The sequence below is a fragment of the Selenomonas sp. oral taxon 126 genome (assembly GCF_001683335.1).
Lineage (GTDB): Bacteria > Bacillota > Negativicutes > Selenomonadales > Selenomonadaceae > Centipeda.
In genome coordinates this window covers 1037417-1061176 of the sequence record NZ_CP016201.1, presented here as the reverse complement: position 1 = coordinate 1061176, position 23760 = coordinate 1037417, and the positions used below count along the sequence as shown (strand labels likewise).

General features: G+C 50.7%; 27 protein-coding genes and 1 tRNA gene. 21 read left to right on the top strand and 7 right to left on the bottom strand.

Annotated elements, in window-relative coordinates; all coding sequences use genetic code 11:
* Positions 1–3 precede the first annotated feature (3 nt).
* Positions 4–177 (top strand): hypothetical protein, encoded by a 174-nt coding sequence (locus AXF19_RS14295; RefSeq protein ID WP_216634981.1) that lies wholly within the window; start codon positions 4–6, stop codon positions 175–177.
* A gap of 4 nt (positions 178–181) precedes the next feature.
* On the opposite strand, the gene AXF19_RS14290 is transcribed toward AXF19_RS14295, so the two are convergent.
* The gene (locus tag AXF19_RS14290; RefSeq protein ID WP_157092486.1) at positions 182–487 is read right to left on the bottom strand and encodes a hypothetical protein; all 306 of its coding nucleotides are present in this window, start codon (positions 485–487) and stop codon (positions 182–184) included.
* 361 nt (positions 488–848) lie between these two features.
* Between AXF19_RS14290 and AXF19_RS14285 the strand changes: the two genes are divergently transcribed.
* The 19 genes from AXF19_RS14285 to AXF19_RS04640 all read left to right on the top strand — a co-directional run bounded on the left by AXF19_RS14285 (position 849) and on the right by AXF19_RS04640 (position 15262).
* Positions 849–1124 (top strand): helix-turn-helix domain-containing protein, encoded by a 276-nt coding sequence (locus AXF19_RS14285; RefSeq protein WP_066850055.1) that lies wholly within the window; start codon positions 849–851, stop codon positions 1122–1124.
* A gap of 273 nt (positions 1125–1397) precedes the next feature.
* A complete protein-coding gene (locus AXF19_RS04715) occupies positions 1398–2348 on the top strand; it encodes an ATP-binding protein (protein ID WP_066845703.1) in 951 nt (316 codons plus the stop codon).
* Between the two features lie 14 nt (positions 2349–2362).
* The gene (locus AXF19_RS04710) at positions 2363–2725 is read left to right on the top strand and encodes a hypothetical protein (protein WP_066845701.1); all 363 of its coding nucleotides are present in this window, start codon (positions 2363–2365) and stop codon (positions 2723–2725) included.
* A gap of 14 nt (positions 2726–2739) precedes the next feature.
* Positions 2740–3162 (top strand): hypothetical protein, encoded by a 423-nt coding sequence (locus tag AXF19_RS04705; protein ID WP_066845697.1) that lies wholly within the window; start codon positions 2740–2742, stop codon positions 3160–3162.
* Between the two features lie 10 nt (positions 3163–3172).
* Positions 3173–3439, top strand: a complete 267-nt coding sequence (locus tag AXF19_RS15995) for a YkgJ family cysteine cluster protein (protein WP_157092485.1) — start codon at positions 3173–3175, stop codon at positions 3437–3439.
* 17 nt (positions 3440–3456) lie between these two features.
* Complete coding sequence (locus AXF19_RS04700; RefSeq protein ID WP_066845694.1) at positions 3457–4629, top strand: hypothetical protein; 1173 nt, start codon at positions 3457–3459, stop codon at positions 4627–4629.
* A gap of 73 nt (positions 4630–4702) precedes the next feature.
* A complete protein-coding gene (locus tag AXF19_RS04695; RefSeq protein WP_066845692.1) occupies positions 4703–5080 on the top strand; it encodes a hypothetical protein in 378 nt (125 codons plus the stop codon).
* Positions 5081–5144: 64 nt separating this feature from the next.
* Positions 5145–5471, top strand: coding sequence for a hypothetical protein (locus tag AXF19_RS04690; RefSeq protein ID WP_237141695.1), 327 nt, complete (start codon positions 5145–5147; stop codon positions 5469–5471).
* Positions 5472–5556: 85 nt separating this feature from the next.
* Entirely contained in the window at positions 5557–6654 is a 1098-nt protein-coding gene (locus AXF19_RS04685) for a DUF932 domain-containing protein (RefSeq protein WP_066845682.1), read from the top strand.
* A gap of 58 nt (positions 6655–6712) precedes the next feature.
* Positions 6713–7033: a hypothetical protein gene (locus AXF19_RS14275; RefSeq protein ID WP_157092484.1), complete on the top strand. Its 321-nt coding sequence runs from the start codon at positions 6713–6715 to the stop codon at positions 7031–7033.
* Between the two features lie 14 nt (positions 7034–7047).
* A complete protein-coding gene (locus AXF19_RS04680) occupies positions 7048–7512 on the top strand; it encodes a siphovirus Gp157 family protein (protein WP_066845679.1) in 465 nt (154 codons plus the stop codon).
* Between the two features lie 14 nt (positions 7513–7526).
* Positions 7527–8144: an ERF family protein gene (locus AXF19_RS04675; protein ID WP_066845676.1), complete on the top strand. Its 618-nt coding sequence runs from the start codon at positions 7527–7529 to the stop codon at positions 8142–8144.
* An 85-nt stretch (positions 8145–8229) separates the two neighbouring features.
* The gene (locus AXF19_RS04670) at positions 8230–9903 is read left to right on the top strand and encodes a hypothetical protein (RefSeq protein WP_066845674.1); all 1674 of its coding nucleotides are present in this window, start codon (positions 8230–8232) and stop codon (positions 9901–9903) included.
* A 164-nt stretch (positions 9904–10067) separates the two neighbouring features.
* Positions 10068–10388 (top strand): hypothetical protein, encoded by a 321-nt coding sequence (locus tag AXF19_RS04665; RefSeq protein WP_066845672.1) that lies wholly within the window; start codon positions 10068–10070, stop codon positions 10386–10388.
* Between the two features lie 178 nt (positions 10389–10566).
* Positions 10567–12309: a hypothetical protein gene (locus AXF19_RS04660; protein ID WP_066845668.1), complete on the top strand. Its 1743-nt coding sequence runs from the start codon at positions 10567–10569 to the stop codon at positions 12307–12309.
* Positions 12306–12920: a hypothetical protein gene (locus AXF19_RS04655; protein WP_066845665.1), complete on the top strand. Its 615-nt coding sequence runs from the start codon at positions 12306–12308 to the stop codon at positions 12918–12920. The genes AXF19_RS04660 and AXF19_RS04655 overlap by 4 nt, the downstream gene beginning before the upstream one ends.
* Complete coding sequence (locus tag AXF19_RS04650) at positions 12910–13095, top strand: helix-turn-helix domain-containing protein (RefSeq protein WP_006690440.1); 186 nt, start codon at positions 12910–12912, stop codon at positions 13093–13095. Before AXF19_RS04655 ends, AXF19_RS04650 begins: the two co-directional genes overlap by 11 nt.
* Before the next feature lie 136 nt (positions 13096–13231).
* Positions 13232–14365, top strand: coding sequence for a tyrosine-type recombinase/integrase (locus tag AXF19_RS04645; RefSeq protein WP_066845663.1), 1134 nt, complete (start codon positions 13232–13234; stop codon positions 14363–14365).
* Between the two features lie 57 nt (positions 14366–14422).
* A complete protein-coding gene (locus AXF19_RS04640) occupies positions 14423–15262 on the top strand; it encodes a PD-(D/E)XK nuclease family transposase (RefSeq protein WP_066845660.1) in 840 nt (279 codons plus the stop codon).
* Between the two features lie 408 nt (positions 15263–15670).
* Here AXF19_RS04640 and AXF19_RS04635 read toward each other — a convergent pair.
* A tRNA-Ser gene (locus AXF19_RS04635) sits at positions 15671–15759 on the bottom strand.
* Between the two features lie 153 nt (positions 15760–15912).
* The gene (locus AXF19_RS04630) at positions 15913–16365 is read right to left on the bottom strand and encodes a Dps family protein (protein ID WP_066845657.1); all 453 of its coding nucleotides are present in this window, start codon (positions 16363–16365) and stop codon (positions 15913–15915) included.
* Positions 16366–16612: 247 nt separating this feature from the next.
* Between AXF19_RS04630 and AXF19_RS04625 the strand changes: the two genes are divergently transcribed.
* Entirely contained in the window at positions 16613–17902 is a 1290-nt protein-coding gene (locus AXF19_RS04625; protein WP_066845654.1) for an O-acetylhomoserine aminocarboxypropyltransferase/cysteine synthase family protein, read from the top strand.
* 254 nt (positions 17903–18156) lie between these two features.
* Here the strand turns inward: AXF19_RS04625 and AXF19_RS04620 are convergent, their stop codons facing one another.
* The 4 genes from AXF19_RS04620 to AXF19_RS04605 all read right to left on the bottom strand — a co-directional run bounded on the left by AXF19_RS04620 (position 18157) and on the right by AXF19_RS04605 (position 23760).
* Positions 18157–19602, bottom strand: a complete 1446-nt coding sequence (locus AXF19_RS04620; RefSeq protein WP_066845651.1) for a hypothetical protein — start codon at positions 19600–19602, stop codon at positions 18157–18159.
* Positions 19592–22234: a DEAD/DEAH box helicase gene (locus AXF19_RS04615; RefSeq protein ID WP_216634979.1), complete on the bottom strand. Its 2643-nt coding sequence runs from the start codon at positions 22232–22234 to the stop codon at positions 19592–19594. The genes AXF19_RS04620 and AXF19_RS04615 overlap by 11 nt, the downstream gene beginning before the upstream one ends.
* A 493-nt stretch (positions 22235–22727) precedes the next feature.
* Complete coding sequence (locus tag AXF19_RS04610; RefSeq protein WP_066845645.1) at positions 22728–22907, bottom strand: hypothetical protein; 180 nt, start codon at positions 22905–22907, stop codon at positions 22728–22730.
* Positions 22891–23760 (bottom strand): serine/threonine protein kinase, encoded by an 870-nt coding sequence (locus AXF19_RS04605; RefSeq protein WP_066845642.1) that lies wholly within the window; start codon positions 23758–23760, stop codon positions 22891–22893. Before AXF19_RS04605 ends, AXF19_RS04610 begins: the two co-directional genes overlap by 17 nt.

Genomic DNA, 23760 nt, shown 5'->3' with positions numbered 1-23760 from the left:
GTAATGGAAGAGCTTTATAATGAAGGCGTTGCGGAAGGAGCCGCACATGCCACGGAGACGGAACGCCTGAAGAACATCAAGAGCCTGATCCAGCGCATGGGCATCTCCGCCGAAGCCGCGATGGACGCGCTGAGTATTGCAAAAGACGAGCAGTCCAAGTATCTGGCACACCTCTAGGCTGTCAAAAATAAAAATAGAACACAAAAAGGCTTCCAAGCAAAATGCTCGGAAGCCTTGTATTTACTGGCAGAGAGGGTGGGATTCGAACCCACGGTGGCTCATCACCACACTTGATTTCGAGTTTTCTAGCCCTCGTTTTTGCTATTGTCAGGAGTTTCCAAGAAGCCTTGGTATTACTGGATTTATAGGCATTTTCTTCAATGGATATTCCCTGTAAATCCCAGCTAAATCCAGCTGTTTTTATGGAGCGTGTGCCCAAAATGTGCCCAAGCTTCATATCCCTAAAATAGCAAATGACGTACTCCATGAGCTATCTCTATTGTCCTATTCGCCCCTCGTTCTTCTTGTCTCAGCAATCAGATACAAGCTATCATAGGACAGGACGGACAACAGGACAGCCATATTTTATCAGGTGCGGTGAACTTTGTCACACCCTAACACTTTATCCCTCATCGATATGATGGGGGATTTTTCTATGCAAGGAAATAAGCAATATGCTCATATTGCATAATAACTACATGGAAATATCCATACTCATCTTTACCGTAAACATTTCAAATTTATTATCATATAGGTCGCTATATTCCTATACAGGCGTCTATATATTCGATGTGGAAGGAAAAACATTCTATAATATTGGTAGGAGATTAACGGAAGGAGGGCGGTCTTTGGGCATTCGCAGAGATATATTTTTCAAACAAATAGGCGCAAAAATTGCCTATTATCGAACATTGTATGGCATGGGACAGGTCGAGCTCGCAAAGCGTGCACACATCAGTCAAAGTGCATTAAGCCGCATCGAGCATGGGAAATACAACGAAAATGTATCCATATCGATGATTCTGGACATTGCCGAGGGACTGGAAATCGATCCCTCCCTATTGACCACGTTCAGTGATATGAAGAAAAAGATGTGGGGATTCAGAAGTCTGGAAGATATGTAATGTGGGCTTCTGAATCTGAATAAGCCATGATGAAGGAGGCGATGTGGATCGGGCAAAGCAGATCATCCATCCAGATGCAATGTATTTTTAGAAAGAGGGAATAAAATTGGCTATCAAGAGGATTGAGTACATGTGCAGTCAGTGTGGCAAAAAGGAACTCCGCTTTGTATCATCGGGGCGTCCACAGCCTGGCAAGTGCCCCAGAAGAGAGGGCAACAAGCCACACACTTGGGTCATCAACAGGCAGTTTGAGAATTAAGGGGGACATCAATTTTGGGGATTGGAAACCGGCTGCCCGATGAAGCTCTATCAACACCTAGCACAGATGAGCCAAAAGCAGAAAAGCCGAAAAAGGAACAGCCCAACGTAAACTTTGTCCCTGAAGAACCAAAGTATGAACTGGGCGATATTATCCTTCCGCAAGGAGTAAGGGACGATATTTTGGATGTTGCCGACTACGCACGCAACAGCAAGATCGTATTTGAACAGTGGGGGCTTGGTAAAACACATAAATACTCAAAACGCATGGGAATCAACCTGTATGGTCCGCCCGGAACGGGAAAGACAATGGCTGCTCATGCCATTGCAAAATATTTGGGCAGGAAGATTCTGGCGGTCAGCTATGCCGACATAGAATCCAAATATGTGGGTGAAACGCCGAAAAATATACGCAAGGCATTTGAAGTTGCAAAAGAAACGGGCAGCATACTGTTCTTCGATGAAGCAGATGCCATCCTCAGCAGACGTGTCACCAATATGAGCAACGCGACCGATGTCAGCGTCAATCAAACGCGCTCTGTACTGCTCATGATATTAAACGACCATGAGGATTTCATCATTTTTGCAACGAATTTCATTGAGAACTTTGACCCAGCCTTCATGCGACGGATTGCAAAACATATCAAATTCAGTCTGCCGGATGAAGAGTGTCGCCGTACGCTCTGGAAAATGTATATCCCCGAGGAAATGCCGAATAATATTGATATTGCTGCACTTGCAAGCAAATACGAGGGCTTATCGGGGAGCGACATCTCCACAGCGGTCTTGATGGCGGCGTTTAAGGCGGTCAGAAACGGGGCGAGCTGTGTCGATCAAAGTTATATTGAGGATGCCACAGCCAGTATATTGGCGAGTAAGGAGGACAACGCGGCAAGAACAGGTGTCACCACAAAACGGGTCGTTTCGGAAGAATATGCAAGAAGTCAAATGCAGAGAGAAATTTGAAAGGATAGTGCTGTATGTTACCAGTTTTGCTTGGTTTGGGTGTTTTGATCGGCGGCGTGTTGATCGTCGCGAATTGGGATGACATTGTAAATTGGCTCCACGATTTTATCCCGAAGCTGAAAGCCGCATGGAAGCAAGTCAGAGAACTCGTTCCACATGGCTCACGTATCTATGGGGATCTCATCATTGAAGGTGCAGATCGCCTGATAAAAATAGCGCACAAGCTGTACTATAAGGAAAACGAGCAGTGGGTTGAAGAAACCACGAGTAGAAAACTCCCGGAAAGCGAAGTTCCGCCGTTTATCCGCAATAAGGGGATTAAAAAGGAAACGGATATTACGGAGGAAATGGAAGAAGCACTGGGGTTGGAAGTCTAAAGGAGATGAATCTCATGCCAACACGGGACGATGACAGACAGGATAATCGTTTGCAGGATGCGATCAATGATCTGAAAAATATCTTCAGTACGATTATGGACATACTCACCAAGATGGATTTGGATGAGATGGTGCATCTTTATTCCAAGAAGATCGATGCGCAAATCCTGAAAACAGTCAAAGAGACGGGCTGGATGTATCGCGGCGGTCAGTTTACGGTCACGTATGTTACGAAAGAAACTTTCTCACTCGAAATCTCACTGTACTATCAGGATGCCGAAGGAGAGTGGAGACAGGTTAAGTCCGTTACCCCGCGCGATATGAAGTATCTGAAGGAAACTGCCGTCAAGGAGCTTTTTGAAAAGAAGAAAATATCATACGATATTGATGCCCCAAAGGAGGAAAAGTCTGAGGAGCAGAGTTCACCGATAGAGTAGAGGAGGAAGCATGTTTCATTGCACACAATGCGGCGAGTGCTGTAAACGCGTGGGAATGACCATATGGGGAAAAGGAATGGCTCTTCCAAGTGGCGTATGCAAATGGCTTGATCTCACAACAAATCGTTGCAAAATCTACGCCACTCGCCCATTGATGTGCAATGTTGACGCTTCCTATGAGGAAATATACTCCTCTGCTATGTCACGTGAACAGTTCTATGCACTCAATGAGGCAGAATGTACAAAGCTGCAAGCCATGAGTAAAAAAAGTAGTTGAAAGAGAGCGGGATATAAATGGGGACGATACTTCTAATCATCGTAGGTATTGTTGTTGTAGTTGGAATTATAGGTCTGGCTTTAACAGTAGCAAAAGGCGTTTTAGGCGCGATTGTCAGAGCCATCCTGGCAGTTGGAGTTCTTGTATGGCGCTTTCCGATTCCCTCCATTATTTGTGTAGGAGTAATAATCTATACGGGAAATATATTTATCTCGCTCTTACTTTATGCCGCTGCAGTGGTCATGTTAGCGCGGGATATGGCGGCAGAGAACATCAAAAAGAACGTATTGGGAAGAATTGAAGAAGACGGCATTATTAGCCAATGGCTTGCAGGAGCAATAACCCCAACAGAAGATATTATATCCTGGCTTTTGGAGGCTGTTCATGAGAGGAGATATGGTGTAAAAGTATTAGATCAAGAAGTTGAGAAAGGAAATCTCGTACTCACTCAATACAATGGGAAATTTTATTACTACGATAAATTGCGATGGACAGCAGTTCAACAAGACTTTGCAAAAAAAGTAACTGCAACGATATCAGAACCTCTAAATTCTCGGGGGTTTGTGGCAGATGATATTCAATTTAATCTAGTCAGTGAATGGTCTGATATAGCGCCCTTGGCAGACGCTGTTGCAAAAGAAGCATTTAGACAATATATGGACGGAATGGTGAGCAATGATCGTGTGTTCATTAAAGAATTAGAACAAATAGAAAAACCAGAAGAAGACAATAATGACTTTGCGGATTATGGTAATTATGGAACAAAAAAAGAAGAAAAAACTCCAGTAAAGCTGTATCTCAACAAAGAGATTCTATCTAAGAAACAACAATATATCCAAGGTTGCGATATTATTGAGGGGAAGGATGTAGCCAAAGTATTTGGAACAACAGACTTGGCTCAACAAAAAGCTATCATGGAAGTAATCACTGCACATCTTTGGACAGAGACGTCCTATGAATTTATTCAGCGTGGAGAAAGGTATCTATGGGTAAACAAGAGAAAAATCAAAGAACATACATGTGAAAAATGTGATGACATTGTGCAGGATCTGACTCAATACGGAAAGCAACGCTATTGCAAATCTTGTCTGAAAAAAATTCACGATCAAGAAGATGCTGACGAAGCAGAAGGAAAAGCTGTAAAGCGTTATATTTCTGCTCCACCTCCAGGTGTAAAAATTAAAATGTGATAAACTTTTTGTTTTCAACGATATACTATATATAGAGAGTTTGAATGTTCTTAGGGAAAGGAGCTGTTTCGTTATGGGGTTGTTTAAGGTGTTGATGGCGACTGTGATTATGACAGTTGCTCTGTTTGGCATGAGCAATACAACTCATGCAGAGCGATGGGAACACGTCAAGGATGTGTTCTATATCGATCTGGATAGCATCGGAAAGGACTATGAATACCTTGACCATAGCAATGGTGGTCAGTGGTATATTGCGGGTCATGCACAAGTACGCAATAGTTCCTCAGGCGTAACAAAAACATGGTACGCGCAGAACTATAACGGTGATGGGGTGCGTGATGGGCTATACCTTCGTATGGGATATGGAAATATCATGCGCAAGGTTCGTCTTCAGGACGGTCCCGAATATTTTGTCGCAAATCGTATCCTGAGCTGGTTCAGCCCGATTTAAGTCATCGTAAAATATTTATTGGGAGGCGAAAGAAATGCTCTATGGAAAAAAGGTAATCTCTTTCATGTTTGCCTTGCTACTGGGTGCACTGATTGCAGCTGCTCCGACAAGTGCAGATGCCGCTACGATCTACATCTATCAAGGCAAGGGCGTCGGCGTGATGGCTGACACAACTTCACGTTGGTTCGACGGGAATGCCGGAGGCGTTGCCTATACCTTCGAGCGTGAGCATACTGGTGTCTTGACGTATCGCTTTACGCGCACAGCAAACGGATGGGAGTATGAGACGTTCGGCACCAGACCATCTTACTACGATGCAAAACCGATCATAAATGCCATCCTCAACTATATTGTGACGGGGAATACCACGAAGGAATACAATCCGTCATAAATTGCAAATCGCATAATCGAAACCGTTCTGCCCCCATAGCCATGCGGCTATGGGGGATTTTCTGTCTTTATAGGAGGTATACAATATGAAGCAAGGTCGTACATTACAGGAACTCGGGCAGGAGCTGACACGTCAGCGCGAGGCGCGGAAGGATTTTATCTCAGATACGCGGTCGCTCGCGATGGATTCGTCCGCTCTGGGCGGTCGTTTCCTCATCGCTCTTGGCGATGACACGCAGGAGTATACGATTGGTGAGACTGCCCATCAGCAGATCGCTACACGTCTGCAAATTCCCTATCGCTACTATCAGAAGATGCAGAAGGAATATCCGACGCTCCTTGACGAGAACGTCAATGGCTGGTTTCGGCAGTCGCCCGAACGCCGCATGATTCGCGTGTTGGACGGCAATGTTCGGGCGTTCCTCTCGGATCGCTATCGGCGGCTGGACAATCTGGAACTCTGCGCAGCTGTGCTGCCTGTCATTCAGGAGATGAAGGATGCAGCGATCATGAGCTGCGAGGTCACGGAATCGCACCTCTATCTGAAGGTCGTCAACAAGAAGCTGAAAGCCGAGGTCGGTGTCGGCGATGTTGTGCAGGCAGGCTTTGTCGTGTCCAACAGTGAGGTCGGCCTTGGCAGTCTGAAGGTCGAGCCGCTGATCTATCGCCTTGTCTGTAAGAATGGGCTGATCGTCAAGGACTTCGCACAAAAGAAGTATCATGTAGGGCGACAGGTCGCGGTAGAGGACGATGCCGCCTATGAACTCTACTCCGATGAAACACTGGCGCAGGATGATAAGGCATTCTTTATGAAGGTGCAAGACACCGTGCGCTGTGCCGTGGATGCTGCGAAATTCCATATGACCGTAGACAAGATGCGTGAAGTGATGGAGATTCCGCTTGCGGATAATCCTGTGCAGGCAGTCGAGGAGCTGACAGATCGTTTCCTCCTCACGCAGAATGAGCGCGGTAATGTCCTGCGTCAGCTCTTTATGGGCGGGGATAACAGCCGTTATGGACTTATCAATGCGGTGACGGCAGCGAGCAAACTTGCAGACAGCTACGAGCGTGCGACAGAGTTGGAGCGCATCGGTGGAGAGTTGTTAGCCCTACCTGTGCCGCAGCGCATTGCGGTACGGGAACATAATGTCACGCCTCTGCGAAAGTGCTTGGCACGGGCGTAGTAGGATATGAGCACCGTTCTCTTTGTTGGGTGGTGCTGTTTTTATGAATGGAGGATTTATGTCACATTATCATCATTTCTGTTTGGCGTTCTCTGATCTGAGCGGGGAGGTCTATACATCATCAGGTTCGATTGTACTGAGCCTGACAAATGGAACGGGCTGTGACCGTACGGTATTGACCCTTAGCCCTATGCAGACGCTTGTCTTGTCTAAGGGGTTGCGTAATATTGTGAAGGAACTCCGCATGGAAGACGTTGCCTACGGCAATATCGCGGGCGGTTTGACGCTTGATTTTCCGAAGGAAATTCAGACCAGTGCGCGTGAAGGCGCAAAGTGTGAGCAGGTCGTTTATCTTGATGAGATTCGTCCTGTCGCATAGAAAGAGCGTGGAGTATGAGTGCATTGTATGAAATTCAGGAGGATATTCTTTCCTGCATTGATCTGAAAACGGGTGAAATCATTGATGTGGAGCGGCTTCATGGGCTTCAGATGGAGCGGCGGCAGAAAATCCGCAACATTGCCTGTTGGATTAAGAACCTGCTCGCCGATGCGCGTGCCTACGAAGATGAGGAAAAGACCTTCGCTGCGCGTAAGACGGCGGCGAAGAACAAGGCGGATAGGCTCAAACAGTATTTGTCCAACTGCCTTCACGGGGAGAAGATTCAGGATAGGGAGTTTTCGATTGGTTGGCGTAAGTCACATCAGGTGCAGATCGACGAGGGGGCAGCCATACCAGAGGCATATCTTATCCCCATGCCGGACAAGGTGGACAAGCAAGGACTGAAGGACGCCCTGAAACAAGGATGTATTTTCCCTGGTATTTATCTGCGCGAAAAAGAAAATATTCAAATCAAATAAAAGGAGCAATCCCTATGCAAAAATTAGCGAAAAAACTTATTGCGGTCATGCAGGAATGTCGCTATGTCGCGAAGAATGGAGTGAATACATTCCATAAGTACAAATACGCGACCTGTGCCGATGTCTTGGAGATGGTGAATGCTGCCTTCGTCAAACACGGCATTGCCAGCATTACCGTTCCCGAGGTGGTTGATCTACATGAAGTTACGACCGCAAAGGGCAGCACAGAGCACATCGCGACTGTCAAGATCACAATCAAGCTCGTTGATGCGGATTCTGGAGAATCCCTTGAAATTTCGGGCATGGGTAGCGGACAGGACAGTGGGGATAAGGCAGTGATGAAGGCGCAGACTGCCGCGATCAAATATGCATATCTTCTCAGTTTCGCCATTTCGACAGGCGACGACCCAGAAGCCGACCAGCGGACAGACGAGAGGTCGTCCGCTTCGTCCGTCCTGTCCACTGCATCAACAAGCAGGGCATTCCAACAGAAGTCAAATGCGAAAGGACAGGTTCACGCCTGCCACGAGTGTGGCGAAAAGCTGACAGAGCGTGTGGCAACATTCTCGATGCAGCGATATGGACGCCCACTGTGTATGGATTGTCAGAAGCAAGCTGCGGCAACCGCCTAACCTATCTTACTCCTAGCAAGAAAAGGATTCCTCTCCTTTTCTTGCTAAGAGATAAGCACGTTAAAATATACGGAGGCATAATATTATGTGTATGAATAAAAACGTACATCCTTTGTATGATAACATTGATGCCGCAATTCAGGATTTATTTGATGATGTAGATGCAGAATTAAGCATACGTTCTTTCGATGAAAACAGTTTATTCGATCATTTTATGGTAACACTTCACAAATTATTTAGCATTGTACGATTCCAATATGGGAAAGCGGCAAGAGACCTATCGAAAGAAGATATTGCAGAATTTGTAACTCCCTATTGGACAAAATTCAATGCGCTGCTTCCATCTCATCGCATCAAAGAACTTACAAAATACGATTACGATACATACTACGAGGAATATGTAGGCGTTCTCTTCCCTAAAAACAGGGGAATTTCTATATATGACTACATTTTGCTCGCTACAGGAAAAGCTTCAAGAGATGAGGTTGAGGAATGGGAACGTAAGCGTTTCATAGCGGCATATCGTGACCACCTTCCAAACTTTTTCGGCATCAAATATAGCAAAGAGCAACCAGATGAATGGAGGTACGAAGTCATCCGCCTGGTAAAAATCCTTTATGATTGTTCGGATAAAGTTATAAGCGGTTCTTTTCTCTGTATACAACACCCGTCTCTTGTAAAATTCAATCCGCTCCTGCATACGAATTATACGGATGCCGTAAAGTTTATTAAAAGCAGAGTAATCTTGCGAGAATGCTATTCAAATGATATGGCAGGATTGCAGAGAATTGCCCATATGGAAAAGTATGCGGATGCCCTACAAAGTTTCTTGCAGTCCATCTCATATCAATCAATCGACTATATCATCCAACATCTGGAGGGCAATATCCCGTGTAAAATGAAACGAAGTATTTGCCATGAAGTATACGAAACAATTACGTGCAACTTAGAAAATACGCCTCTGAAGTACCATGTCGCTTATGACCATTTAGATGACCCAAATGCCGTTCCATATCACGCATATATTCATTTTATCTTATCTGGAATAAACGGCTATTTAACACTCATGCAGTCTTCAAACGGATACTATCCAACGGTAGATAGTTCATTCTACGATAAAGCAGCTCTATTGCCATGTGAGTTCATTGAAAATGAGGCAGGACTTCCATCATATGTCCATAACAATCGATCAACAATCATCGAATTGATATACAAGGAAGCTTGCACAAAAGGCGAACGCAAAAAGTATGCAACGTATCTGTCACGGCATATGGAAAATTACCAGTTTCTCTATGCTTTTTCCAAAGAACTTAATGCTAATGAGGCTGGTTCCCTCTCGTCCATGGATATTTTATACATCATAAAGTTTTATGAGACCATATCACAGGACGGTCCCGATATTTCGCTCAACAGCGGCTATACGAAGAAGAAGTCAAAGCCACTAAAAATCAATGCGTTATTACAAAAAATGTGTGAAAAACATTTCAAAAAAAATGATGCCATATTATCTGATGAAGAATATATGATCGCCAACCTATGGCTACAAGATAGGATTGCAGCTTTCTGGGATATGAGAACTGCTGCAATTCAGGCAGAAATGTGCAAGATACAGCACGAGATATTATACATCTGGGAAAACTGCATCCCTCGGCTGACTTATCTGGATGATCCGCCGCCTTCATTAAATGAGTTTGTCGCTCAAATATTGCCAGAGAAAGATCTCCAAGAGCTTGTAAATCAATATTCAAAACCGATGTAACTACATAAAAGCCCAGTCACAAATCGTGGCTGGGCTTTTTATGATGCGGGAAATTTGGCGGGAACAAAATCGGGGATTTTTTCGCCCCTTATGACTCTCCGTGAAATGCGGTACGCTGTCAACACCGGCCGGAAAATGTACTTGAAGTGAAACGGAGTGTTTTTATGAAAAACGAAAAATGGAGACGGGTATCGATCTCTATGCCCTCGGATATGCTGCAAAACTATCGCATCAAGAGCGATGAGGCGGGTATTTCGCTGAGCCGACTACTATACCTACGATTAAAGCTCGCGAAATCTATATGGATTGTTCCAAGATCTATGCAAGATGATCTTGCCGCAATTCACACACTCTTATGGCAGATTCAGGCCGGTGAATATGTGACACAAAAACAGTGGAACATATTGCGTTCTCAGGTGGAAACCTTCGAAAAACTTGTCGGTAACAACGATGTACAAAGCAAAGGAGTGCGCGTTTATGCTTAAAGAAAATAAAGTGCCCGCTGTATGGGGAACACTAAAAGACGGCGTATCTCCATCCATAACAGCTCGATGCTCGCGGCCATTGGCTCCATTATCCGTAAACTCAGGGTATTCCCTTTGGCACACGCCCCCTTCCTGTCATGTAAAATGTAATCCTGCTACAGGGCTTTGGTTTACGGTAATGAACACTTCTACGGCAACTACTCCTCACCTGTTTCAGGGGACAACCTATGTTGCTTCCGATAAGGGACTCTATACCGCTGCGGATAAGAAAGGCGAAAACCAGTTAATTTCAACTGCAACAATCCAAGTGCTCGCCATCAAGGAACTCTGGGTCGATGACGGCACGCACAAAGATTCCTATGTTCTGGAGATCAGCTGTCCTGACTGGGATGAAGAAGTCAAAATAATGGAGATTCCTGTAGAAAAATACAAACAAGCATACCCTATCCTCCGAAAAAACTTTCCTGGCATTTTCTTCACAGATGCCAATGCAACCGCCGTGGAAGCGTACTTAACCGACACTTTCAACAAAAGCCGCGCACATATGGAGCGACGTATTGATGTTGAGCCCTCGGGGTGGATGGAGATAAACGGAGTGATCTCCTACTGGAAGGGAAGCGGAGAACATTGTGCATCTATGGATATCCCCGCTGTAGCGACCATGCGTTATAACGAGATTTTCCAGAGCGGATTGCGTTTCCTATCCGTTGGAAAAAATCAATGGCAAGTTTGTCTTTTGTGGCTCTATGTTCATCTCGGCTACATCTTATATTGGATAAGGCGAGCCTCTGCTGTTTCGATGTTCGTTCTCTACGTAAAAGGAAGAACAGGTTCTTTGAAAACCTCCGTGGTACGTGAACTGTCCAACGTGTTCGATCATGATCGCGGTCACGCAACAACACGCATGACATCGACACGTGCCAGTATTGCCACGGTACTATCGAATCTTCGGGATACCTGCATTTGCGTCGATGATTATTCCAATTCAAACATGCGGGACAGTCGGAGCTCAGAAGACAATGCCGAGTTTGTCATTCGCTCAGTAGGAGATGGCATTCTCCCTGAAAAAATGAATATACGCGATTTCTCAAAGGCTGTGCGAAAAACAGTTCGCTCTGCAGTCGTTATGACAGGAGAGGAAAAACTCTCATTGGGCGCATCCAGTATGCTGCGCGTGATAGAAATTCCGATAGACGAGCACACCTTTTCAGGCGAAGCCCTACGTATTTTTCAAGAAGACTCGGAAATACTGCGCTGCTATTTTGCCTTGTTCGTTCAGTATCTCACGGAACATGGGCATGAAATCACAGCAGCATATGGTCAGCTACAAAACGATTATCGCGAGAGTTATGCTCGTTTGTATCGCGATAAACGTTACATTGACGCAGCTGTCCTGCTCCGTATCGCAAAAGATGTCCTTTCGGGATTCAGTGCTTTCTGCGGGGTTACGCTACCCGAAAATCTATGGCAGCAATTCGACGACAGCATTCGGATAGGGGTTACGCATAACAGCCAAGAAGCCCGCTGTCAAAAGCCGGAACTGCGTTTCTTGATTGCACTCGTAGAGGTCGTGGATATGTCACAAAACAGCAAAGTAGCAGACAGTGAAGATTGCTATGTGGGAAACGAAGACAATTTCATCGGTTTCAGAGAAGCAGGAAACGACTTGTTATGGGTTCGATGGGATTGCGCCTTTAACCTAGTCCATGCCTACTATCAACGCATTGGCGAACCGTGGATGAGCAAAGAAGCCACCATCAAAGAGCAACTATTACACCTTGGCCTTTCCAAAGGAAAGCTCAAAGGAGAAGGTTCAACCGGAAATGAATATCTCATTCGTGCAAAAAAAGGAAAGCGTCAACGGATGCTTGTTCTGCGAATGAATGCCGTTCAGAAGTATATGGAGGAGCAAGAATTATGATGTATCTCGTCGAATTTCATCGCGGCTTTGCCACTTTCAATTCTCCTGAGGAGATCGTGGAGGTCATCGGTCAGGAGGTCGGCATTCAGATATCGATATGCGAAACCATCGAGCACGCATATGTCACAGCCTGCAAAAACTATGCATGGAAGTCATGGGAACGCAATCCATGGGTACTCCCCGCCCTCCCACGATTTGAGGATTGGCAAGCGGCAGGATTCCATTTTACTTCAGGTGTTCCGCTGATGCAGCCTCCATGTTGGCGTGTCTTTTCAGCGAGATCATACGATGTCATTGCCATCCTGACAAGCACTGTAAATGTCATCGATTTTCTTGCACAACACCCTGATTCGATTGTAACGGAAGAGCCAAGCGTGCTAGCTGCGCAAAATGTCCTAAACTGGGTATTATTGCAGCACCTCCTGGCATTCGCCCCCTACATCACTGGAGGTCTTCCATGCCTCCAAAACCTTCCTCTTGATACAATCATCCCGGTTGATTTCGCTGAAAAATTCAAAGAGTGCCTGTCAAGCGTTCCTCAACAATTACCTCATCCACGTCCACAGTGGCAACTGACCGCATCCGAAGGAGGAGTCGCTCATGTCGAATAACATCATCCCCGCCACCTATACCGTCCGTGAAGTTGCAGAAATTCTTCGCATTGGACGAAATAAGGCGTACGGGCTTGTCCACAACAAAAAGATTGGCGCAATCAAGATGGGACGCGAGTATCGCATTCCGAAAATCTGCGTCGAGCGGTTCTTAAACGAGGGACTTCATACCTAACACCCTTCTTCTACTCACAGGGAGCAACGTCCATGTTGCTCCCTATCTATTGAAAGGATTCACGAAAATGCAAGGAACAATAGAAACTCGCACACGAAAAAATGCACGTGATGCAAATGGAAAGCTCCGAACGGAGATGAAGGTCTACGATGTCCGCTACAACTATCGCGACCCTGCAACAGGACAGATCGTCCGCAAGAAAAAGAGAGGCTTCCTCCGTCGTATAGATGCCGAGGAGTTTCTGCTTCAAATCAACAAAGCACAGCAGGAAGGTGTTTTCCTCACTCCAGAAAAACTCACCCTATCGACTTATTTGAACACATGGCTCAGCAGCTATGCCAAGGTAAATGTCAAAGCCAGTACATATGCCCAATATGAAGCAATCGTGAAGAAACGCCTCATTCCTTGGGCTGGTGGCTGCGACATCAAGGCGATCACACCAATGCAGATTGACGAATTTTATGCAACATTGTTGCAGCAGGGACGCGCAGATGGCAAAGGCGGTCTCTCAGCAAAATCCGTACTCTACATCCACCGTGTTTTGAACGAAGCTCTTGGACATGCCGTACAGAAAGGCTTGCTGGTCAAGAATCCATTGCTCAGTGTAACAAATATCCCAAAGACAAAGAAGTTCAAGGCATCCGCATACAGCGCGGAGGAGATTCGTTCTTTGTTGGAGGCAGCAGCTACTGAAAACAGTTTTTGGCAAGCAGCAATCGCACTCGCGGCAATATGCGGTCTGCGGCGCGGTGAATGCCTTGGTCTCAAATGGTCGAAAATTGATTTTGACAGCCAATCTATCACCATTGATGAGCAGGTGATAGAGATTCATCACAAAATACATTTCTCCACGCCTAAGAGTACTGAAAGCATTCGCACCATTCACGCCCCCGCTGAGGTTTTCGCCATATTGAAGCGGCGAAAGGAGGAGCTAGACCAACATAAGGAGTGGCTGGGCAACGCATACGACAAGCACGATCTTGTTCTATGCCGTGGAAACGGATCGCCGATCCGTCCCGGAAATTTCACAAAAGCGTTCAAGGACTTCTTGGCACGCCACAATATGCGTACCATCCGTTTTCACGATTTGCGCCATTCATGCGCTTCGCTGATGCTGCAATCCGGCGTTGCCATGAAAACAGCTTCCGAAATCCTTGGACACAGCTCGATTGCCATTACAGCCGATCTTTACACGCACGTCATGCAAAAGACAAAGGAGGAAGCTGCTGGGAAAATCGGTGATTACGTTTTTGGCACGCAAGAGAAATGACAATCTTGCAAAAAAGAGGAAATCCCTATAAAATATAGGTAGATCATTTGATTTGAGGTGATTATCATCGAACTCGAACAAAAGAAAAGTCGATACCTTGAGAAAATCAAACAGCTTCGGTTGATAGATGACACGTTCTTTAACAGCTGCTTCGACGGGAATATTCCCTGTATGGAGGTCGTGCTTCGTGCTGTCATGGGCAATGACCGCCTGCGCGTGACGGAGGTCATCACGCAGCAGAGTGTGCCAAATCTCTACGGTCGTTCCGTACGATTCGACGCACTCGCGACGGATGGCGAGAACATCTACGATGTGGAAATTCAGCGCAGCGACGAGGGTGCAATTCCCCGTCGTGCGAGATTCAACAGCAGCATGATTGATTCCCGTGAGGTCAGCAAGGGAACGCTCTTCCCCGACCTGCCGGAGACCTACGTCATCTTTATCACCGAGCATGACATATGGAAGCGAGGAAAACCGCTCTACAAGGTGCGGAGAACATTCGAGGACACCGAGGAGGTATTCGACGACGGTGCACACATTCTCTACGTCAACGGGGAATGTCAGAGCGAAAGCCCGCTCGGACGTCTTATGCACGACTTCTTTTGCAGTGATCCGAATGATATGTACAGCGACGTGCTCGCCGAACGCGTACGCTTTTTCAAAGAAGACGAAAAGGGGGTTGCAGCTATGTGCAAGGTAATGGAAGAAATCTACAACGACGGTATTGCTATTGGCGAAGTTCGCGGCGAGGTTCGTGGTGAAATTCGCGGTGCAGAAACAGAACGTATAAAAAGCATCAAGAACCTCATTTCAAGCCTAGGCATCACCGCCGAAGCTGCAATGGATGCGCTGAAGATTGCCAAGGCCGATCAACCGAAGTATCTGGCGCTCCTCTAAGGAGAAGTCTGCATCACTTTTCTCGTATACTTCTTCAAAAAGTGATGCACCGTCCGCTAGAGGCTTGTCCCCTTGTCCGCCCTGTCCATGCAAATAACATGGTATGGATAGCCCCATAGACATGGATATTCTGCAAAAATGACACAGGACAAGGGACAAAGCTAGCTATTTCGTCCGCTGAGGAGGAGATTATACATCTCCCACTAAGACCTCAAAAGTGATGCCCAAATGAATGCGAGGATGCTGCACGGCATCCTCGTTTTTTATGTCATAATCACCTATTTCTCTTACCCAAAAATCCATGTTCAAAATCTCGTGTGCCCAAAATGTGCCCAAAATCGTGTTTTTCACCCAAAAATAGAGACAGAAAAGGCTTCGTGGAAATCTCCACGAAGCCTTATTTTTCAATGGCAGAGAGGGTGGGATTCGAACCCACGGTGGCTCATCACCACACTTGATTTCGAGTCAAGCACCTTCGACCACTCGGACACCTCTCCATGCGCTTATGCGACATGACGCATTATAGCACAGGCACGCTGCATTGGCAAGGACTTTTTGGAGCGACGCGCAGGAATGCATTTTCACGATAAAAAGGACTGCTGCACGAGCAGATCATGCAGCAGTCCCATGTATAGGAATGGAGGATAGGTTTAAGCAAGCATGGAGCGGAGGAACCAGATCTGCTTTGCATAGTTGGTGATGTGGTCTTCCATGAGGTTCGCGACGCCGAAGCAGTCGTGTGCATCCGCAGCTTTGCGGATCTCGAGTGCCTGATCGCGGAGGAGTTCGAGGTCAGCAAGCGTGATCTCGAGCGCCTTCTTCTGATCGACAGCCTCGTCGCCGAGCTCCTTGATCGTTGCGATTGCGAGGTAGCCCTTCAGGCTCGCGACCGGCTGTGCGCCCGCGATCTTGAGCAGCTCTGCGGTCTCGTCGAGCACGTCCGCGAATGCGTCATAGAGTGACTCAAGGTACTCGTGGACAGCCTTGAACTGCGTGCCGACGACATTCCAGTGGAGGTTGTGGAGCTTAATGTAGCCAACGCCGATGTTGGCGATGTAGGTGTTGAGTGCATTGTTGAGGTTTGTATCATTTGCGTGTGACATAGTGGAAAATCCCCTTTCATATTCATCTGTTGCAGATAACACTGTATCTGTTTCATATCTCATTACATGTGCTATTATATCCTAGAAGTTTTTTCTTGTCAATAGTAATTATTAAATATCTGCAAAATTTAAATTTTGTCCCATAGAATATTTTTCGCACGCCTCCATCCCCCCTTGACAAATCCAACTCCTCATGTATAATATTACATATCGGTTAAGTATGCTATTTAAGAAAAGAGGAACAGATATGAGCGAGAAGAACTACCGCTTCGAGACCTTGCAGGTGCGTGTCGGGCAGGAGCAGCCCGACCCCGTGACGGATGCGCGCGCCGTGCCCATCTATCAGACAACCTCCTACGTGTTCCGCGACGCGCAGCACGCGGCAGACCGCTTTGCCCTGCGCGACCCCGGCAACATCTATGGACGCCTCATGAACCCGACGCAGGATGTCTTCGAGAAGCGCATTGCGGCACTCGAGGGCGGCGCGGCGGCACTCGCCTTTGCCTCGGGCGCGGCGGCGATCACGGCGACGATCCAGGCGCTCGCGCATCAGGGCGACCACATCGTCTCGCAGCAGACGATCTACGGCGGCTCGTACAATTTCCTCGCCCACACGGTCAAGGACTGGGGCATCGACGTGACCTTCGTTGACCCGAAGGCGGGCGCACAGGGCTTTGCGGACGCGATCCGCCCGAATACGAAGTGCGTCTTCATCGAGACGGTCGGCAACCCGAACGCCGACCTCGTGGACATCGAGGCGATTGCAGCGGTTGCGCACGCGCAGGGCGTGCCCGTCGTCATCGACAACACCTTTGCAACGCCGTACCTCCTGCGCCCGATTGAGCACGGCGCGGACATCGTTGTGCACTCGGCGACGAAGTTCATCGGCGGACACGGCGCGAGCCTCGGCGGCGTCATCGTCGACGGCGGCGAGTTCGACTGGAAGGCATCGGGACGCTTCCCCCACCTCACCGAGCCGAACGCGAGCTACCACGGACTCAGCTTTGCCGATGCGCTCGGCTCCGTCGCCTTCATCGTCTACATCCGCGCGCTCATCCTGCGCGACACGGGCGCGGCAATCTCGCCGTTCAACGCGTTCTACTTTATCCACGGACTCGAGACGCTGTCCCTGCGTGTCGAGCGTCATGTCGCGAACGCGCTGAAGGTTGTCGACTTCCTCGCGAAGCACCCGAAGGTGGCGAAGGTCAATCATCCCTCCCTGCCAAACCACCCTGACCATGAAATCTACAAGCGGTACTTCCCGCACGGCGGCATCTCCATCTTCACGTTCGACATCGCGGGCGGACGCGAGGCGGCATACCGCTTTATCGACCATCTGAAGCTGTTCTCCATCCTCGCGAACGTCGCGGACGTGAAGTCCCTCGTCATCCATCCTGCGACGACCACGCACTCCCAGATGAGCGCGGAGGAACTCGCCGCCTCCGGCATCGGCGAGGGCACGGTGCGCCTCTCCATCGGCATCGAGCACATCGACGACCTGCTCGGAGATCTTGAGGAAGCACTCGCTGCGGTGTAAAATCGTATTGCTCTCAAAGCAAAGAGACTGTTGTACGACGACACGTTCGTCTTCGTACAACAGTCTCTTTTTCGTCTCTGACCGTCTGCTTGGGAATCACTGATAAAATGAAGTCCGTCAGATTGGCGCAGATTTTTTCGTCCGAACTAGGAGGCAAACCGGACGCAGAGTGGGGCTCTGTGGAGGATTTGCAGGCGTTGTGCGGGCAAAAAAGATGCGTCAAGATGGCGGTGCTGAATTTATCAGTGCTTCCCTTACTTTTCGCCGCGTGCTTCGCGCGCCTTGCGTTCCTTTGCGTAGGCATCCAGTCGTGCGTCGTCGAGGGATGCCTCCAGACGATCACAGAGCGTCCGTCCGTCTGCATCCGTTCCGCCGGCATCGTTCAGGAAGAGCTTCTTCCAATAGTCACGCATGAACGGGATGCCGTGTGCCTCCACGGCGCGTGCGATATCTGCAGCAAGCCGCCGGACGCGCTCGTCCTTCGCCCGCAGTCGCAGCGTCCCACCATACCACCAGTGGTAGGAGATCACGGAGCCGCCGTACCGCTCGAGGTCGAGCAGCACGTCCACGAGATTCCATTGCCAGCGCACAATGGCATCCGCCCAGACGTCGGCGATCAGCCCCATGTCCGTCTCCTCATACGGGAGCGGCTTGAGCCACAGCTTCGTCAGATCGAAGCATCTTTGCAGCTCCTTCTCATAGAGTTCACGCGCTGCCGCGTGCCCGTCCTCGTCTCTCGCGTGTACGGTCTGCTGTCGCTCGAGAATCCGCGCGAGCAGTGCATCCGCCTGTGCCCGCTCCGCCTCCGTTCCTGCGATCAAATCCTGCGCCGCGTCCCCCTCTGCGGGCGAAAAGAATTCAGCCGCCTTTTCGCTATATAGGAAGAACGGCATCCAGACCGTTTTTTTCCCCCGCCGCCCCACAGTGAGGCGTCTGCCGAAGATGGTCGGCTTGCAGTATGCAGGCTCCTCCGCCCCATCCCGAAACGCGGTCATAACGCATTTGGCGTAGCGCAGCTCGGAGAAGACGATGCTCTGAATCGACTCCGTATTGGCGTGGAGAACGTTTTCGCCATGCTCCATCACCTCTTTCAGATCCAGCGCCTCGATCTGGCGTTTGAGTGTGTCCACGGAGATCCCCTCGATGTCCGGCAGGATGCCGCCGATCTGCCCGCCGAGCTCCTGCCCCGCGCGAAGATCGTCCTCTCGGATGAGCTCCTCCACCTTGAGCAGCCGCAGGGTGAGCGCGTCCATCTGCAGCCGCTGCACAACGCGCACACAGGTCACCTTTTCCCCGCGCTGCAGCGACTCCCTGCCCAGCGCCGTGAGCCTGCCGTTCTCGATATGCCCGTAGCTGTCCAGTACATCCAGCAGCTTCCTGACGTAGACGCTGCTGAGCCCCGTCGTCGCCTCAAGCAGCGCGGGATCCGCGCCGATATCGGCAACGAATTGGAGGAGGTGCCGCTCGATTCCCTCGTAGTTCTCGAAGACGCGCTCCTCCATCGTAATATCGACGAGCGCAATCGGATAGTAGACGGCAGCCGCAAAGTCGATATGCTGCGCCTCGAGCTTCGGATATGTCCGCATGATCTCGCGCAGGGCGTTGCAGAGGAAAAAATACGTCTTCGGATCGCGCTGTGTGTGCGCGTCCGCCTGCTGCGGTGCGGGGCTCTGTGCGCCGTGATTCGTCTTATCTGCCATGTTCGACCGCCTCCATCCGCCGCCGGAACTCCGCGTAGGTCATACATTCCCCGGGCGGCGATTCCGTGCGCACACCGTCCATGAGGGCACGGATGAACGCAGCGAATTTCGCCTCCGAACGCCCCGGCACCTCCTGCCCCTCCTCATCCCGATGCACATATTCGCACGTCTGCAGGAAGTCCATGTCGCCGATGAGGATGAGCATCTTTTTGCAGCGCGTCACTGCGACGTTGAGGCGGCGCAGCTCGCTCATAAAGCCGATGCGCGGGGCACCGGGCGGCTTGCGCGCACTGCGCGTAAAGCTGTATAGGATGATATCGCGCTCCTGCCCCTGGAAGCTGTCGAGGGTCGCAACGGAGTCCTCCCGCTCCTTTGGTGTGAGCACGCCGTCCAGTAGCGCACGGATTGCCACCACCTGCGCCTTGTACGCTGAAATGACGCCAATGTGCTCGGCGGTGCAGTCGGTATACCGGAGGAGGCCGCGCAGGATGCGTGCCGTAATCTGTGCCTCGAGGTCGTTGCGCGTGCCCGCATTCCCCATATTCTGCTCGAAGCGTTCCCGCACATCGGAGGTGGAGATGACAACGAGCCGCGCCGCAGAGAGTGCGGGAAAGAGGCTTGTCACGTCCGACTTGAAATCCGGGAGCGAGATATAGTTCCCGCCGTAGAATGCCCGCGAGATGATCGCCGCAATCTCGGGCGGCATACGGAACTGCGTGTCGAGCATCATCTTATTCGCAGCGGGCAGTTCCTCGTCCTCGTACATCTTCTCAAAGAGGCTCTTGCCGAGCAGCTCGGTATCCACGTCATTGGCCCTGCACAGCTCCACCAGCTCCTCGCTCGCAATGGGGGGAATCTGCTGATGATCCCCGACCATGATGAGCTTGTTCGAGACACTCATCGGCACGAGGGCGTTGTGAATCTGGATCTGCCCCGCCTCATCGATGATCGTCACATCGAATCTCAGGTCGGCAAAGCGCCGCTGCGAGTTGACGCCGATGCAGGTCGCGCCGACGAGGTCGACCGAGGAGAGGATCATATTCCCGAGCGAGTAGTCCTGATCCGTCGCATTCTTCCTGCGCCACTCCTCGAGATGCGCGAGCAGCGTGGAAAGGCGGTGCAGCTCCCCTGTGACGAACGCCGCATAGGACTCCACGCCCTCCCGCGTCATTTCCTGCGGGTAGTCCATTACAAAGAACGTCCACGGGATATCGCTTCCGGGGCGCGCCTCCTCCACCTCTGCACGCAGACCGTCAAAGATCGGCTGACAGTACCGCTTGCGCAGGACGAGGTCGATGAACTCGTTCTCGTACACCTGCCGATACTGCTGCTCGTAGCTGCGGCGCGCCGCATTGTACGCGCTGCACGAGGCGAGCTCCTCTGCGCGCGCCAGATCGTAGGCGCGCACCGCACGCCGCATCGGGTATTGGTCGATCATACGGCGCAGCCGTCCCCACAGCCCTGCCAGCCCCTCTGTGGCATAGCCCGTAATCCGTTCATAGCGGCGGCGCACGTCCGCGCGCTTCTCTGCGGCATCCGCTGCCGCCGCGCGATGCGCTGCATAGGCGTTCGCCATCTGTTCCCCGCTTGCCCGCAGGGGAGGAAGCAGCTCCCGCCACACCTTCTGCAGGAGCACATCCATGGATTTGACATCCACAGAGAGTGCGTCGAGCCGCCCCTGCAGCTCCCTCCATTGCTCCTCGATCGGGCGCAGGCGTGCAATGTTCTCTGCCGACTGCTCCTCAATCCTGCGGCGGGTTTCCTCGACCTTGTGCTCAAAGAGATAGGGATGCACCGCCTGCTCGACCTTCTCCTCCGAGCCGATGCGGATCATGTTGATGTCCTGTTCCTTTTTGAGCTTGACGAGGACATTGTCGACCGCCTTGTTGTTCTGCGAGGAGATGAGCACGCATTTTTTCGCGCGGACGAAATGCTTCACCCACTCGGTGATGACCGTTGTCTTCCCCGTGCCGGGCGGACCCATCACGAGATAGATATCCCGCGAGCGGATGCCGTCCATGACCGCCTGAATCTGGGCGGGTCTGAGCCCCCGGCTCTGCAGCTCCGCCTCGAGTGCGCGGAGATCGGGTGCATCGAAGCCGAGCAGCTGATGCGTGCCGAACACGGCGTCCATGTACCGCGCGGGGCAGTCCGCCCCTCCGCTGCGCAGCTTGCGGACGGCGTCCTGCTGCACATCGCGCACGACCGTGGAGCTGCAGAGACGGATATTCCCGCCCGTGGGGCTGAAGTCGTCGATGCCGACCTGCTCCTTGAAGAGGAGATCGATGCGGTTCTCCTCCCCCCCTTTTACCAGTGTGATGACCTCCGCCGTATGGGAGGGCTGCTCCGCGACATTGTCATCGTAGACCTCGACCTGCTGACGGCTCGCGAAGCTGCGCTCCTCGAAGTCCTGCCGCGCGGGGAAGAAAAAGGAGTACGCCGTCCGATCCCGCCGATCGTACGCCAGCGGCTCGATGCGCGTATAGTCCAGCATGTTCTCCGGCTTCTGCCACGCGCGCTCGGCAATCTCGTGTTCGTAGTAGGAATAGCGCTCCGCCAGACTGAGCATCTTTTCAAGGGACTGATGAGGGGTGTAGGACTCCTCGGCGTCTTCGTCCTCTGCTGCCGACATCCCTGATATTTTCGCACGAGCGCGCAGCTGCTCCTCCAGCACTTCAGTGTAAGATTCACCACGTGCCGGCGTGTAGGACGTGTCATTGTATCCGGTACTCCCCCCCTGCGAATACGGCTTTTCAAGATGCTGTGTTCGGGTATAGAGTCCCCGGAGCCTATCATTCTTCACCCTTACCATGATAACGGTTTCACGCACCTCGATCGGTACGCCTTTCCGCAGCAACATATTATGGCTCATAAAATTGAGCGGATAGATTGATACAATGATCAAAACCCGATTCATTCTATCGCTGAACTTGCACTTGATTATTTTGCCGTCGGCACTGAGGATGACCTTATCTTTTCCATCTCTATCTTCATAGATATAGCCCAGATATTTTTTTTGATGCCGAAGCCGGAGAAAGCTCCGTTCCTGTGCAATGTCATCGGAAATCAAAAGGAGATACAGGAATCCGTCCACCCGAATCGGTTCAAAAAACGAAATTGATCCCTCAGCCATGCCGCTCCCTCCATGCCTCGATATCGGGCAGCGTCTCCTCGGACGGCGTCACGGCATGCGGGAGCGCCTGCCACGCGGGATCGATGCCGTAGGTTTCCAGCATCTTGTCATATCCCGCACGCACGGTCGGCGACTGCAGCTGCTCCTGCACCACGTCACTGTACTCTGCCATGTCCCCTGCCTCCATTCCTCGCGCGCCGGAGGAGCGCATCCAGCGCCCGCTCCAAATCCTTTGCATCGCCGCGCTCCTTGGGGTTCAGCCGCATGCACTTCACGATGAGCGCATTCACAGGCGCAGGCAGCCGGGGCTGCAGCGCAGCGGGCTCTTTGAACCACTCCCATGCCGAGCCGTCGCGGTTCGCCATGTACTCCCTATTCCGCCCCATCGCAGGGCGCACCTGCGTGTAGTATTCGTAGAGGATGACGCCCATCGAGAAGATGTCCGCCCCCGAGCGGCTCTCCATCGCCAGACGCCGCGTCATCTCGGGTGCGCGGTAGCCGGGTGTACCCTCCTGATCCTTGAGCGTGTAGCTGACGGACGAGCCGAAGTCGACCAGATATCCATCGCCGTACTTCCCGACAATGATGTTGTCCGGCTTGAGATCGCGATGATAGTAATGCGGTCCTTTCGGATTGTGCATCCGCACGAGGACAGAGGCGATGTCCTTCATGACGCGGAGGAACGCCCCCTCGTCAAGCTCCGTCATCCTCTCTCCGAGCGTCTTCCCCGGGATGTTCTGCATGACGATGTAGAACATCTTCTGTGCCTCATCATGAAAGTACTCATAGACGGTGGGCACGCGATGCGTCTCCGCGCCTACCTGGATCATCGCCTGTGCCTCACGCACTGCGTCCTCCAGCACCGCCCGTCGTTCCCGGCACTCCTGCGGGACATCAATCGCCTTGATGAACACCTTTCGCTTCGTATCCTCGTCCTTGGCGAGATAGGTTCTGCTGCAGTTCGTCTCCGTGAGCGGATTCCGGATGACGTATGTGTGCGGCTTCCCTACGATTGTCTGCTCCAT

What these genes read in the sequence shown, in the direction of transcription:
- AXF19_RS14295 (WP_216634981.1), top strand. Translation starts at nt 4, where the DNA reads ATGGAAGAGCTTTATAATGAAGGCGTTGCGGAAGGAGCCGCACATGCC.
- AXF19_RS14290 (WP_157092486.1), bottom strand. Translation starts at nt 487, where the DNA reads ATGGAGTACGTCATTTGCTATTTTAGGGATATGAAGCTTGGGCACATT.
- AXF19_RS04710 (WP_066845701.1), top strand. Translation starts at nt 2,363, where the DNA reads ATGTTACCAGTTTTGCTTGGTTTGGGTGTTTTGATCGGCGGCGTGTTG.
- AXF19_RS04705 (WP_066845697.1), top strand. Translation starts at nt 2,740, where the DNA reads ATGCCAACACGGGACGATGACAGACAGGATAATCGTTTGCAGGATGCG.
- AXF19_RS15995 (WP_157092485.1), top strand. Translation starts at nt 3,173, where the DNA reads ATGTTTCATTGCACACAATGCGGCGAGTGCTGTAAACGCGTGGGAATG.
- AXF19_RS04700 (WP_066845694.1), top strand. Translation starts at nt 3,457, where the DNA reads ATGGGGACGATACTTCTAATCATCGTAGGTATTGTTGTTGTAGTTGGA.
- AXF19_RS04695 (WP_066845692.1), top strand. Translation starts at nt 4,703, where the DNA reads ATGGGGTTGTTTAAGGTGTTGATGGCGACTGTGATTATGACAGTTGCT.
- AXF19_RS04690 (WP_237141695.1), top strand. Translation starts at nt 5,145, where the DNA reads ATGTTTGCCTTGCTACTGGGTGCACTGATTGCAGCTGCTCCGACAAGT.
- AXF19_RS04685 (WP_066845682.1), top strand. Translation starts at nt 5,557, where the DNA reads ATGAAGCAAGGTCGTACATTACAGGAACTCGGGCAGGAGCTGACACGT.
- AXF19_RS14275 (WP_157092484.1), top strand. Translation starts at nt 6,713, where the DNA reads ATGTCACATTATCATCATTTCTGTTTGGCGTTCTCTGATCTGAGCGGG.
- AXF19_RS04680 (WP_066845679.1), top strand. Translation starts at nt 7,048, where the DNA reads ATGAGTGCATTGTATGAAATTCAGGAGGATATTCTTTCCTGCATTGAT.
- AXF19_RS04675 (WP_066845676.1), top strand. Translation starts at nt 7,527, where the DNA reads ATGCAAAAATTAGCGAAAAAACTTATTGCGGTCATGCAGGAATGTCGC.
- AXF19_RS04670 (WP_066845674.1), top strand. Translation starts at nt 8,230, where the DNA reads ATGTGTATGAATAAAAACGTACATCCTTTGTATGATAACATTGATGCC.
- AXF19_RS04665 (WP_066845672.1), top strand. Translation starts at nt 10,068, where the DNA reads ATGAAAAACGAAAAATGGAGACGGGTATCGATCTCTATGCCCTCGGAT.
- AXF19_RS04660 (WP_066845668.1), top strand. Translation starts at nt 10,567, where the DNA reads ATGAACACTTCTACGGCAACTACTCCTCACCTGTTTCAGGGGACAACC.
- AXF19_RS04655 (WP_066845665.1), top strand. Translation starts at nt 12,306, where the DNA reads ATGATGTATCTCGTCGAATTTCATCGCGGCTTTGCCACTTTCAATTCT.
- AXF19_RS04650 (WP_006690440.1), top strand. Translation starts at nt 12,910, where the DNA reads ATGTCGAATAACATCATCCCCGCCACCTATACCGTCCGTGAAGTTGCA.
- AXF19_RS04645 (WP_066845663.1), top strand. Translation starts at nt 13,232, where the DNA reads ATGAAGGTCTACGATGTCCGCTACAACTATCGCGACCCTGCAACAGGA.
- AXF19_RS04630 (WP_066845657.1), bottom strand. Translation starts at nt 16,365, where the DNA reads ATGTCACACGCAAATGATACAAACCTCAACAATGCACTCAACACCTAC.
- AXF19_RS04625 (WP_066845654.1), top strand. Translation starts at nt 16,613, where the DNA reads ATGAGCGAGAAGAACTACCGCTTCGAGACCTTGCAGGTGCGTGTCGGG.
- AXF19_RS04620 (WP_066845651.1), bottom strand. Translation starts at nt 19,602, where the DNA reads ATGGCAGATAAGACGAATCACGGCGCACAGAGCCCCGCACCGCAGCAG.
- AXF19_RS04615 (WP_216634979.1), bottom strand. Translation starts at nt 22,234, where the DNA reads ATGTCGGCAGCAGAGGACGAAGACGCCGAGGAGTCCTACACCCCTCAT.
- AXF19_RS04610 (WP_066845645.1), bottom strand. Translation starts at nt 22,907, where the DNA reads ATGGCAGAGTACAGTGACGTGGTGCAGGAGCAGCTGCAGTCGCCGACC.
- AXF19_RS04605 (WP_066845642.1), bottom strand. Translation starts at nt 23,760, where the DNA reads ATGGAGCAGACAATCGTAGGGAAGCCGCACACATACGTCATCCGGAAT.